At 46.5% G+C, this 12,177-nt stretch carries 8 protein-coding genes; 3 read left to right on the top strand and 5 right to left on the bottom strand.

Going from position 1 to position 12,177, the window contains the following annotated elements; translation table 11 throughout:
• Window position 1: 1 nt before the first annotated feature.
• From csy3 to HF322_RS02910, 3 genes are all read right to left on the bottom strand, one after another.
• A complete protein-coding gene (gene csy3 / locus HF322_RS02920) occupies window positions 2–1,069 on the bottom strand; it encodes a type I-F CRISPR-associated protein Csy3 (protein ID WP_169391870.1) in 1,068 nt (355 codons plus the stop codon).
• Window positions 1,070–1,140: 71 nt separating this feature from the next.
• Window positions 1,141–2,073, bottom strand: coding sequence for a type I-F CRISPR-associated protein Csy2 (csy2, locus tag HF322_RS02915; protein ID WP_169391869.1), 933 nt, complete (start codon window positions 2,071–2,073; stop codon window positions 1,141–1,143).
• Window positions 2,073–3,317: a hypothetical protein gene (locus HF322_RS02910; protein ID WP_169391868.1), complete on the bottom strand. Its 1,245-nt coding sequence runs from the start codon at window positions 3,315–3,317 to the stop codon at window positions 2,073–2,075. The genes csy2 and HF322_RS02910 overlap by 1 nt, the downstream gene beginning before the upstream one ends.
• 357 nt (window positions 3,318–3,674) lie before the next feature.
• Between HF322_RS02910 and cas3f the strand changes: the two genes are divergently transcribed.
• Window positions 3,675–7,007: a type I-F CRISPR-associated helicase Cas3f gene (cas3f, locus tag HF322_RS02905; RefSeq protein ID WP_169391867.1), complete on the top strand. Its 3,333-nt coding sequence runs from the start codon at window positions 3,675–3,677 to the stop codon at window positions 7,005–7,007.
• Window positions 7,008–7,066: 59 nt separating this feature from the next.
• Here the strand turns inward: cas3f and HF322_RS02900 are convergent, their stop codons facing one another.
• Both HF322_RS02900 and HF322_RS02895 read right to left on the bottom strand, forming a co-directional pair.
• Window positions 7,067–8,005: a c-type cytochrome gene (locus HF322_RS02900; protein ID WP_169391866.1), complete on the bottom strand. Its 939-nt coding sequence runs from the start codon at window positions 8,003–8,005 to the stop codon at window positions 7,067–7,069.
• Window positions 7,995–9,389 carry a cytochrome c gene (locus tag HF322_RS02895; RefSeq protein WP_169391865.1) on the bottom strand — a complete coding sequence of 465 codons (1,395 nt, stop codon included), beginning with the start codon at window positions 9,387–9,389 and terminating at the stop codon, window positions 7,995–7,997. Before HF322_RS02895 ends, HF322_RS02900 begins: the two co-directional genes overlap by 11 nt.
• A 249-nt stretch (window positions 9,390–9,638) precedes the next feature.
• Between HF322_RS02895 and HF322_RS02890 the strand changes: the two genes are divergently transcribed.
• Together HF322_RS02890 and HF322_RS02885 are read left to right on the top strand one after the other, a co-directional pair.
• On the top strand, window positions 9,639–11,531 hold the full coding sequence (locus tag HF322_RS02890; protein ID WP_169391864.1) for a PhnD/SsuA/transferrin family substrate-binding protein: 1,893 nt from the start codon (window positions 9,639–9,641) through the stop codon (window positions 11,529–11,531).
• A complete protein-coding gene (locus HF322_RS02885) occupies window positions 11,528–12,166 on the top strand; it encodes a response regulator transcription factor (protein WP_169391863.1) in 639 nt (212 codons plus the stop codon). Before HF322_RS02890 ends, HF322_RS02885 begins: the two co-directional genes overlap by 4 nt.
• Window positions 12,167–12,177: the final 11 nt, after the last annotated feature.

Here is a 12,177-nt window from a genome sequence, read left to right as displayed (position 1 = left end):
CTTAATCCCCTTCAGAATAAACGCCGCCGCGGATGATACAGCCAATCAAAAACATGCCCTTGTCACTGTTGGGGTCAAGATCAGCAACTTCTTTTAAAATGTCAAACGCCGACACTTTATCTTTGCCCACGCGATAAAACATCTGCCGCTCAAGATTTGCCCCGTTTGGCTCAATGGCAATCGCCTTTTGGTCGTTGTTATTAAAGTCGGAATACCACGTATCAATGGTTCGGATGGCATTGCCAATTTTTTGATCGCGAAGCGCCGCTTGCCCCAAAAACTGATTGTCGTCGGCTTGAAATTTTGGCTTTACTGGATTGAGCTGATAAAGAGAGCGCGAAAAGCCTTTGGGTTTATTTTCAAGATAGTTTTGCGAAGGAAAAACTTCAACGCCGCCCATGCCAAAATCAACCACGGCTTCAATATGCAGCCCCGCTTGCGCCGAGTCACCTTTTGCTCCTGCCAGTAAAATATCGATAAGTGCTTGCTCATCAGTGCTGACGTTATCAAAATCTTTTAAATTAAAGCTTAGCGCATCAAAGCTATAAACGTGGTCTTTATTTTGCGTGGGGTTAATTTTGATCACGATGGACTCTGCCACCAAGCGATTGCGCCACAGCCAGCGACCGTTGACGATATTGCGAACATAGCGCCCAATGACGATTTTTAAGCCCTCGCTGACTTTAGCGCGATCAATAAAGCCTTGAAATGCTTGGCGAAAGTCTTGTTCCTCGCTTTTATCAGTTCCTGCTTTTGAGGCGCTAGCAAATAAAATATCGGACAAATTAATCAAGCGAAAATCCCAAACGACCAATAATTTGGCATTAGGCGCAAGTTTTGCCGATTCCGTTTGTTGGATGTTGCTGACCTCACGCGCCATTGATTGCCCTGATGCTGAGCCTTTTTGTTTGTTTCCTGCGACGTTTTGCGTGCCGCGAATGCCGTGGAGCATGACTTCTAGTGGCGAGCGGTCGGTATTGTCGTCAATATAGTTAAAAAATGCGCCATCGCTGATGACCGTTCCGCGTTGCAGGGCAAGGCTTGCCGGAAGTTTTTTAAATGTTGCCATGATACTTCTCCTGATTACTTTTGCTAAAAAATTAAGGGTAAATAGGTAAGTGATTAAAAAATTATTGAACGTTATGCTTGGGATAATAAAAAAATATCCCCGCCCAATTTTGATTGCCAATGGTAATGCCACCAAAGCCCGTTTAAATCCTCGCTTAACTCTTGCAACGGCTTAGCGATGGGGTTTGGGTCAGCCGTGGTTTCGTTGTCGTCAGGTTTAGGGGGATGCAGCAGCTGATTTAACGACACGTACTGAACCAAGCCGATTAACGGTTCGGCGTAAGCGTGAGGGGTGTCTCGTGGTTGATTATTTTTATCATAAGCTTGCCGAACGCCCGTTCTGTTGACGTTTTTAGCTTCAAGCAAAGCATAGCCAAGATTGGTCGCGGACAGCCAACTTAACCGATGATCAGTCCCAAAGACTTGCTGCAATCCCTCAGGACTTAAGGACAACAGCTCCGTAAATGCTTGCAAGCGCTTAACATTTTGAGCGCAGGCGTAGTGTTGCAATACGTCTTGACGGTCGATAAGCGCATAGCCGATTTTAATCTTATTTAATGCTCCAGCAATGCCATCAAGCGCTTTAACGTCACCAAACTCAAGGATTTTGCCCCCTGCAAATCGCGCATTTATTAAAAAGTCCTTGATTTTATTAATAAAAACACGCTTGGCATCAACCTTTACTAGCAAGCTAAAATGCAAATGACAGCTTGCGGTCGGCTGCAAGGACAGGGCGTGTTTGTTTTTTGAGGAGTAGTCGATTTTATTGATAAACACAGAGCCGCGCCGCTGAGCAGGGGTAAAGTTGCCATAAGCAAAGCCGCCCAAATCTTGGCGGTCGTGATGAATAAAAACGATGCCCTTATCCGCCATTCCCGTTTGCCGCGCCAAATTGTGAGCAAACATTGCCGCTGCCATCAAAGGCGCACCGCCCAATAGTAGCCCGCTGGTTTGCAGATTTGCGGCTTGCACTTTAATGTGCGGAATCACAATAATTTTACTCATCAGATAAGCTCCCCATAACTGTAGAGCAGCTCGCGGATGCGCCGTGCCAAAAATCCTTGAGCGCTGTCGTCAATAGGAAAGCTGACCGGCTCGCTTTGACCTTCAACCTGATAGTCTTGCCGGACGATTTGACGCGCCAAATGCTCGCTAAACTCTTGCAGCCAGCCATCATCGCGAAGCGTTGGGTCGATTAAGCCTTGAATTGCCAAGTCAACACTGGGATGCAGAAGCGGCGTGAGTGGTTTAAGCGGCTTGTCTAAATTGACGTTATCCTCGTCAGCTAATAGGTCAGTGATTTGCGGTAATTTGTCTTTGACTTGTTCAAGCGTTTGTTTGGCTTTTTTGCCTTGAGCTAACACGTTGCGGACGATTTGTCTTAAAAAAGCAAGCTCAGCATTGCGGCGGCTCAAATCAGTTTTGCCCGCAAAAATTCCCTCTTCTTGCCAAGGCTGGCGTGAGTCTTGCGCTGTTGTTTTTAAATCCTTTTTGATTAAATGAACCCATTTAATCAAGGCAGGCGTTAAATCTTTATCAATCGTGATTTTATGCGGGATATAATAGTCAAACCCTCGATAAAATAAGCGAAACGCTTGGCTGACTTCTTCGTTTGCTGTTGGCGCAGTCAAGTACATAGGGCGCTGCATGGCACGAATTAGACTGCCAGCGTTTTGCGCGTTGGCGCCGCCAATGCCAAATACCGCAGCAATAGGATTTCTAAAGCGCTTAGCATCCTCATTGTTTTTTCGTTGCGCTTTAATCGCATCAATCTCATCATTTAACCAGTAGTTGACCCCAGCCGCCGTTATTGGACTTAAGCTAATATAGCTGTCATCTTTAGGAATCAATAACTGCCGCATTCGCAGGTTAATATGCTCCAGCCCTGATTGGTAGGGCGCGTCAAATAACTGATCGATGCTCGGGGCAAGGGCATCTGCCATGAGCTGCAACTCAGGGTCAGGGTTGCCTTTGGCATCGACCACGGCGTCATCCGTCATTGCCGCCTTGATAACTTTAAAATGGGTGGCAGTTTTGCCAGCGTTGGCTGTATAGTCGGTTGGAATGCGAACGCCATCGGCAAGCAACGTTCTGGCGCTGATAAATGGCAAATCAAGCGCTTGGTCTTGACTTAAGCGAATCCCGCCTTTGTCGATGTTGGTATTAATCGTCTTAACACTAAAATGAACCGACTCGGCAAGTGACTGCTCATAGTCCTCAATGGGAATATCAGATGTTGGGGCAGCCATAGCTCCTCCTTATTAATTATTTACTTATGTTTATTTTTATCACAATGCTTAAGCGTTTAAAAGCAAGCGAGAGCAATACACGACATCTGCTGTCGTGTATTTCAACAAAAATTTAAGATTAGCCTGAAACTAGGACAAGCTTAGAGAAATGATGAAAGCCTTTGGCGGTAACTCTGACTTGTAATTGGGGCAGGAGTTCGTCAGAATTGTGCTTGATATTTATGGATAAATTCATTGTTACGACACCACCTGTCGCCTTAAAAATGTTGGGACTTATTTCCTTCTCAAAATTATACTATAGTAGCTCAACAGCAAATTAAGCTACTAAGATTCAATTATTTTTGAGACATTAAATTTATGCACGTCATTTTCATTTCAGCTTGCGAAAAAAAAGCCCTGAAAAAAACGCGTTCGGTTCTTGACAGCTATGCCATTCGCACGGGGCAAAGCTCGTGGCAAGCGCCAATGACGATGGATGGCTTAAACGAAGTCCGAAAAGCGCTTAAGCAAAAAGGCATCACGCGGCAAACGGCGGTTGCGGCTTATGTTAATTTTGGTATGCGGCGGATGAAATTAGCTTGGGTCGTTGGCGCAAAGCACCGCTTTAATAGTGAGGGCGCTTATCCGGTCGCGTCCACCAAGCGCCCCTATCAGCGCCGTCAGGTTGAGCCTTGGGTTCGGGCAAGCAGCTTGCTTGCGGGAGCGGCAGGAGACATGCACGATATCGGTAAAGCGTCGGTGCATTTTCAGCAAAAGCTGTCACCACCCCAAGCCGATAAAATTATCAGAGATGATGTTCGCCACGAATGGCTTTCAATCAAATTGCTACAACAGCTTCGCGGCAATGGTTGGGATTGGCAAGCCGCTTGGGACTGGCAGCAGAAAAACTCATACCAATTAAAAGATTTAACCTTGGGCGACCGCAATTTCAGTGATGAAGACGGCGTTGATGGTGTTAAAAATAGCCTTGAAGCGGTGGATTTTTTAATCGTGACCCATCATGGACTGTTAGGGGCAGATGATGGCGATAGTTATTTAAGTTTGCCTGACAGTTCAAAACATGTTCAAGAAAAAACCGCAGCTCCCAAACAGCTGACTTGCGCAGGCGACTTGCCTAAAGCTATTTTTGACAGCCATCAAAAGCGCTTAAACCGCTTAGCAAAACTCTTACCAAATTTTTGTGATGATAACGAGACGCTGCTTTATTGGAAAGCGTTAAGCCTTCATGCTCGCGCGGCATTAATCCATGCTGACCACACCATTTCAGCGCAAGTTTATCCCAATCAAAATCAAGACGCGGTTACGCTATTTGCCAACACCACGGTGGCGCAGTTTAAAAAACGCCAAAATCAGCCGCTTGAGTGGCATTTGCGGCAGGTTGGTGATAGAGCAAGCTATATTTCGTGTCAGATGATGACCAATTTAAATCTTGCTGGGCTTTGTGAGCAAACGGTCGAGCTTATCACCCAAGCGACCCAAAACCGCCAATTTAAATGGCAAAATATTGCGGCAAATAGCCTGCAAAAACATCGCCAGCGTTATATTGACAGTCCAGCGCTGATTTTTAATATTGCAGGAACGGGAAGCGGTAAAACGCGGATGAACCTACGCGCGGCTTGCCTGTTGCGACCTGATGATCCGCGGATTAGTATTGCGTTAAACCTGCGCTCGCTCACGTTGCAGACTGGATTTGCTCTTGAGCAGTCCATGAATTTATCCGATGATGAGCTTGCGGTTATTATCGGCGATAACCTCACTCAAGATTTATTTAACCAAGCCCAAGCGCCAATGATTGATGAGGATGAAAACCCGCTTGAGCCGATTTTTGATGCCAAAGGTGAAGATTATGGTTTGCCTGAGTGGTTAAGTCCGCTTTATGGCAAAAGCCATCACCGCGAGCGCACGATTTTAACGTCGCCTTTATTGGTGTCAACGATTGATTTTTTGATTGCCGCAGGCGAGCCGCAGCGTCAAGGTCACCATGTTAAAGCATTACTACGGCTGATTAGTAGCGATTTGGTTTTGGATGAAATCGACAGCTATGAGCCAAAAGCGCTCATGGCGGTGCTTCGGTTGGTTCAGCTAGCGGCGATGTATGGTCGCCATGTGATTTGCTCTTCAGCCACGCTATCGCAAACCTTAGCCGTCAGTGTTCAGGGCGCCTTTGAATCGGGAATTGCCATGCGCCGCGCGTTACTCAACACTCATAACCCAGCGACAACCGCAATTACCTTTACTATTGGCATCATTGACAATGAAGTTGCGCCGAAAATTTGGCAATCCTCACTAGATACTCCGCTTAATAATATACAAAATAGCCTAAGTAATAATAAAAAAACTAAATCACCAAAAGCAATTGCGGAAAGCTTTACAACTGAATACCAAAACCATCTTAAAGAGTTGCAACAGGCATTAAGCGATAAGCCCACTTTTCGATTGGCAGCGCTACTTCCTATTGCTGAGCCAAGTGTTGCCAATTGGCGACAAGCAGTATTAAACGGCGCACAAACACTTCATAAGAATCACGCTTGGGACTGGTCATCAAAGCATAAGCGCTTATCGTTTGGCTTAATTCGCGTGGCGAACATCTCTCACGCCATCGGATTGGCTCGGTATTTGGCAGCGCAGTTGCCGCAAGCTTATATTGCTTGCTATCACGGCAACGATTGGCGAATTTCTCGCTTTCATAAAGAGCAGCGACTAGATCATTTGCTGCGCCGACATAAAGACGGCAAAAAGCGCAAAACTGGAAATGAGCATATTTTTGATGATGCTGAAATTCAGCAGTTAATGAAGCGCAGTCTTTCGGACTCTGTACCTTTTATTGTTGTTGCTACGCCCGTTGAAGAAGTTGGTCGCGACCATGATTTTGATTGGGCAATCATTGATGTCTCCAGTGCTCAATCGATTGTCCAGACAGCAGGTCGGGTCAATCGCCATCGCCTAGACCAAATTTGCCAGCCCAACATTATGATTCCGCAATATAATTTTCGCCATTGCCAAAATGTTGAGCAAAAACGCCGTCAAAATCTTGCCTTTATCTTTCCCGGATATGAGGGTTATAGCCCTATTAAAAACACAGATGAGCAAGTATCGGCTTACCAATCGCATGATTTGGCAGAATTATTGCCTTGGCAGTCAGTTGATGTGTCTGATGGGGTTTTGCAATTAAGCATTGATTCGCGATTGCGCTTTGATACTGAGCATTGTCAGCTTGCCCAATTTGATGAGTCGCAAATTAAAACGTTTTGCCAATGCTATTTTTATCCCAATAGTGATGGCGATAGTGATATCGATGAGGTGTTTTCAAGCTCGCAAGTGGACAGCTGCTTGATGACCGATCAGCTTTATCAAAAGTTCACAGCGCTACGCGAGGGGCAGTATCAAGCCATTTACCGCTTTAAATTAGAGGATAATGAGACGATTTTTGAAAAGCAAGTGGCAGTGGATGGCGCGAAAAGAGGTAAAAATAAAGCTTGGCAAAACTACAGCAGCGACTTTGAAACAACGGCAGCAACATCGAATGCTTGGTTGCATTTATCACCTGATCAGATGCTGATACTTGCGGAGAGTTTGAGCGACCAGCAAGACCGGATTGATGCCCTTTGCGAAATTACTTTGGAGCTATACAGCAAGGATTCAGAGTTGCATTGGGATTATGACGAAGGCTTTGGCGTGATGCGAAAGTGAAAGGGTTAAAAAACCCATCACTATTTATGACGGGTTTTTATTACTAAACGATAACCTTATCAATAGCGGGCGTCTTTGGGCTTTTTGCCGTTTGGCCAGTCATTCACCTTTTTAGCAAAATCAGGTCTTGGTTGATGAGTAAAAAAGTGCCCCACATCAACGGCGTCTTGGTCGCTGAGCACGTTGCCATGACCCCAAAGCCCTTTGGTTTGGATGCCCATCGGCATGTTATATTTGACAAAGGCGGCGGCTTTATAGGTTCGCGCAAGCCCTGCGCCAATGTTAAACGACTCATCGCCCCAAAGCGGCGGGAAGATAATATCGCCGCGACTGTCTTTCATACCCTCACCATTGTCGCCGTGACAGGTGGCGCACTGGGCATGATAGATTTGCTCACCGCGAACGGGGTCGGGGATCAGGGATTCATCAATCTTGCCTGCGTTTTCGATATCGACTTTTTGCGCTTTGGGTGTGTTTTGCGACAGCCATTTCATATACGCCAGCATTGCTTTCATTTCAGGCGATTCACGATCCAGCGGTTTGCCGTTCATGGAGCGCTGAAAGCAGCCGTTAATGCGGTCGGTCAAGTCAATCTCGCGACCAGCTCGCGGCATCACACGCGGATAAAAATTGTAGCTGTTGATGTATGGGTCGCCTAAGGGGATTTTGCCCTCGGCGATATGACAGCTGTTGCAGTTCATGCTTGCGCCAACGTTTTGGGGCAATAATCGGCGCGTCTCATTCAATAGGCGTTTGCCATAGATGATCTCATCAGCATTAGGCTCATCCAAAATCGCAGTGTCTTGCGGGATGATATAAGTGCCAATATCTTTATTGGCATCCTCTGCGTTAACCAAATCATTGCCGTCAGCATTGACAAGTTTATATTCTGCACCACTGCGAGCGGCAGGTTCAGGGCTGCTACAACCGACAATCCCTGAGGCTAAAATGGCGATGACAAGGGCAGCTTTGGGCAACAAATTCAAATTATTTTTCATGATTTGCTCCTTTTGCGTTTTTTGCGTGGTCGCTAACGGTCAAATCCGGCGCAATGTCGGTTGCCGTTTTGGGCTTTTTATTTAAAAACGCGCGCATTTTAATAACATCGTTGACGTCAATATTTGGTGCTTGGTTTGTCCAACTGTTGCGAACGTAGTTAACGACCTCGGCGATATCTTCATCGGCAAGCGTGTTAAAGGCAGGCATGGTAAAGGTCATTCTGTCGTGTGGCGTTTCGGGCATGCGACCGCCACTCAAGGTGATTTGTAGCACGGAGTCGGCATTTCGGGCATAAACGGCGCTGTTGCCATCAAGAGCAGGGAAAATCCGCGGAACGCCTTTGCCATCAGCGCGGTGACAAACGGTGCAGTATTCAACATAAAGTAGCGCGCCGCGAGAGTCGTATTTTCCGGCAAGCAGTTTTTCGGTGGTGGTGTCTTTTTTCTCAGGCAATTTGACTTCTTTATTTGGTGCAGGGCTTAGCGTTTTTAAATAAGAGGACATCGCATGAATGTCATCGTCCGTCATATATTGGGTGCTGTTTTCAACGACTTCCGCCATTGCCCCAAAGGCGGCGGTGGTATCGGTGCGACCGGTTTTAAAAAATAGATTTAGCTCATCAATCGACCAGGTGGCAAGACCGCGATGCTCGCCGCGGATGCTTTTGGCGCGCCAACCGTCAATGACCGCGCCGCTTAGGTAGTCTTTAGAGTCGGTATTGGTGAGGGCAACTTCTTGAAAGCCAATTCCGCGCTCGGTGTGGCATGAGCCGCAGTGACCGGGGCCTTCGATGAGATATTGACCGCGAGCAAGGACTTTATCATCAGATTCGGGGACAAACTCGCGCTTGGGCGCAAATAGTGCCTGCCAGTACGCCAACGGCCAGCGCCAATTGAGAACGGGTGGCAGCTCGCTTTTTTTATTCGGCTCGCTAACCGGCTCAACGCCGCTCATAAAGTAAGCATAAAGCGCTGCCAAATCCTCATCGGGCATGATTTGATACGACGGATAAGGCATCGCCGGATATAAAGCGCGCTTGTCCGGACGAACGCCGTGCTTTACCGCATTGGCAAAGTCATCAAAGCTATAATTGCCAATGCCAGTATCTTTGTCCGGCGTGATATTAGTGGAGTAAATCGCCCCAAGCGGGGTCAGCATCGCAAGACCGCCGGCGTAATCTTTACCGCCAAGCGTGGTATGACACGCCACACAGTCCGCTGTTCTTGCGATATACTCGCCTTTTTTAATCAGCTCAGGATTGTTAACCTCCACGCGAGTTTGGTGGCTTTCGGTTCGCAAGTTGGGCAATAATAGCCCAATGATTAGCGCTGCAATCAGCCCAATAAGGGCAGCAGCTAAAATAATGAGCGACCACTTTTTCATAAGATTGCCCTCCAATAAGCTTTGGTAGCCTTATCAACGATAATGATCAACAGATTGCCAAAGAAAAATAATAAGATTATCGTTATAGTGTAAGACAATTGACGAAAAATAATATTGTGGAAAACCACATTGCTTATAAGGTTTTTGATGGGAAGTAAGGCAAAACGGGTGCTGATATCAAGCAAGCTAAAAAAATCGGCTGATTTTAATCAAGAAAAGTGCTCAATCTGTCGATTTTTGATAAAAAGCGTGCTCATTACTTGGCTGATTAGCGTGTCAGCTGCCGCGCAAACGTATTATTTAGGCGTTCTTGCGCCACAAGGGGAAGTCGCCGCGCAAAAGCGGTGGCAGCCATGGCTTGATCGCATCAACCAAGAGCTCAATGGCGATACCATTGTCATGGTGCCGCTTGCCCTTGAAAATTGGCAAGAGCAGATCGAAGCGGACAAATTTGCTTTGGTGTTAGGGCCTCAAGTTCAATTTATTAAAATGGAAACCAAAGGTTGGCGCTGGCTTGCCACGCTTGAGAGCCGAAAATCAGCCAAAGCGCCAAGCCCAATGGAGCAAGTGGCAAGCGCGCTTTGGGTGGCAAAAGACAGCCCTATTCAAATGCTAGCGGACATCAAAGGCAAACATATCGCCGCGGTAAATCAAGACGCCTTTGGGGGGTATTTACTGATTGCCCATTTGCTTTATCAACATGGTATTCATACGGCAGATTACCAGACTCAGTTTTTTGGATTTCCCATTGAAAACACGCTATTGGCATTGGCGGAGGGTCAAGTTGAGGCGGCGATTGCGCCAATTTGTTTGATGGAGGAGATGGGACTTCAAGGAAGAATTAAGCCGCGTGATTTTCGTCTGCTTCATCCGGTGGCAACGGCATCGAGCTGTCAATCATCGACCGACATTTATCCCAACTGGACGCTTGCAGCAACCAATAAATTGCCAAGTACGTTATTAACGCAAATCAATCAAAGCTTATTCAATCCTAATTTTGATCGTGAACCTCTTCCCAATTGGCTGCCGCCTGAGTCCAACCGCGCCGCTGAGCAGCTGTTATACGACTTAAATCAGCACCCAAGGCAGCAGCCAATGATCCAGCAGCTTTACGACTGGATCAAGGGTCATCGGCTTTGGGTTGGGGTGATGACATTGATCGTGTTGATCAGTTTGATTAATTACGGCTGGATGAGCTGGCTTGCATTGCGCCGCCGAAGGCTGCTTATTGCGCAAAATCAGCTCATTCGCAATTACGATGAGGCGCTAAATAAATCAAGCCATTTTGCCGTTATGGGGGAAATGAGCGGCGCGATTGCTCACGAAATCAATCAGCCGCTAGCAACCATCCAAAATTACGCGCAAGGGCTACTGATCCGTCAGAAAAAAGCCATGGCAAATCAGCCACTTGACAAAGATGCTCAGCTGCTAAGTTCCGCTCTTGATGAAATTATCAACGAGACCGAGCGCGCCTCAACCATCATTCAAAATATTAAAGGCTGGGTAAAAGGCAGTAGCCAAGCTTCCCAAAGTGAGGTTGTTGTTGATCTTGCTGAGGTTTATCAGCGCTGCATCTTACTGCTTGGCAACAAAGCCGTTGGGATTCGCTTTTATTTGGCAAATGATATTGACGCATTGCGGCTGCCCAATTTGGTTCTTGACCAACTGCTGTTAAATACGCTGCTCAATGCGGCAGAGCAGGGCGCAAGTTTGATATTGCTGCGCTGTCAAATGGTGGATGATAACGGCATAAAAAAGCTTGGCATCTTTGTTAGCGATGATGCCGGCGGGTTTTTACCGGAGCAGCTTAAAAAAACAACCTCTGGGATTAGCAAAGTGACTTCAACTAAAACCAAAGGCTTAGGACTTGGTTTAATGATTTGCCACAGGCTTTGCCAAGCGCTTGAGGGCAAATTGGTACTTGGCAACATTGCGATTGATGATGAGCTAATATTGAGTGCGCCAAAGTATTATCAAATAACGGCTAACGCTTCGATCAAAGCGCCGCGTCGCCACTTGCCGCTATTAGAAGAAAACACCCTGCCAAAATGTAATCTTGGTGCACAAATTGCGATGTATTTTCCGCCCACCATTATCGATAATACAGCGCCAACTTTCTTGTCAAAAAAGGATCAACCATGACTTGTATTGAGCTGCCGCCAAATTTCCAAGCTGATCTGGTGATTCATATCATTGATGATGAGCCAAGCGTTCGCGCTTCTTGCAAGTTTTTAATCGAAAGCTTGGGGTTTTGCGCGGTATCGTGGGAAAGTGCGGTTGAATTTTTGGCAAAAGTGGATATTTTTATGCCAGCGGTGGTGCTAAGTGACTTGATGCTGCCAATCATGAGCGGTCAAGAGCTGCAAGTGCATTTAAATGAAAAAGGCAGTCCGATTGCGCTGATTGCCTTAACGGGAAATGGCGAGATTGACGATGCGGTTGCTATGCTTAAAAAAGGGGCAGCAGATTATTTGCAAAAGCCCGTCAGCCACCAAAAGCTAAGTGCTGCCATTGATCGCGCCCAAGCGTTAACCCAGGAGCGCACCAAAATTTATTACATTCAAAAATTGTATGATCAACTCACCGATAAAGAAAAGCAGGTTGCCAACGAGCTATTGCAAGGCAATTTAAATAAAATCATTGCCGATCATTTGGACGTCTCAATCCGAACTATTGAGGTTCATCGCGCTCAAGTGATGAAAAAAATGCAATCGCAGCACGTGAGTGAGTTGATTCAAAAGCTTGCTATGCTTGAGTCGCAAAGCAAGCTTGTTTAGTGATTAAATTA

Source organism: Psychrobacter sp. MF31, assembly GCF_012847335.1.
Classification (GTDB): Bacteria; Pseudomonadota; Gammaproteobacteria; order Pseudomonadales; family Moraxellaceae; genus Psychrobacter.
This window is presented reverse-complemented; position numbering and strand designations above follow the sequence as displayed.

Excerpts from the sequence above, each read along its gene's own strand:
- HF322_RS02885 (WP_169391863.1), top strand. The coding sequence starts at position 11,528 with ATGACTTGTATTGAGCTGCCGCCAAATTTCCAAGCTGATCTGGTGATT.
- HF322_RS02895 (WP_169391865.1), bottom strand. The coding sequence starts at position 9,389 with ATGAAAAAGTGGTCGCTCATTATTTTAGCTGCTGCCCTTATTGGGCTG.
- csy2 (WP_169391869.1), bottom strand. The coding sequence starts at position 2,073 with ATGAGTAAAATTATTGTGATTCCGCACATTAAAGTGCAAGCCGCAAAT.
- HF322_RS02900 (WP_169391866.1), bottom strand. The coding sequence starts at position 8,005 with ATGAAAAATAATTTGAATTTGTTGCCCAAAGCTGCCCTTGTCATCGCC.
- HF322_RS02910 (WP_169391868.1), bottom strand. The coding sequence starts at position 3,317 with ATGGCTGCCCCAACATCTGATATTCCCATTGAGGACTATGAGCAGTCA.
- cas3f (WP_169391867.1), top strand. The coding sequence starts at position 3,675 with ATGCACGTCATTTTCATTTCAGCTTGCGAAAAAAAAGCCCTGAAAAAA.
- csy3 (WP_169391870.1), bottom strand. The coding sequence starts at position 1,069 with ATGGCAACATTTAAAAAACTTCCGGCAAGCCTTGCCCTGCAACGCGGA.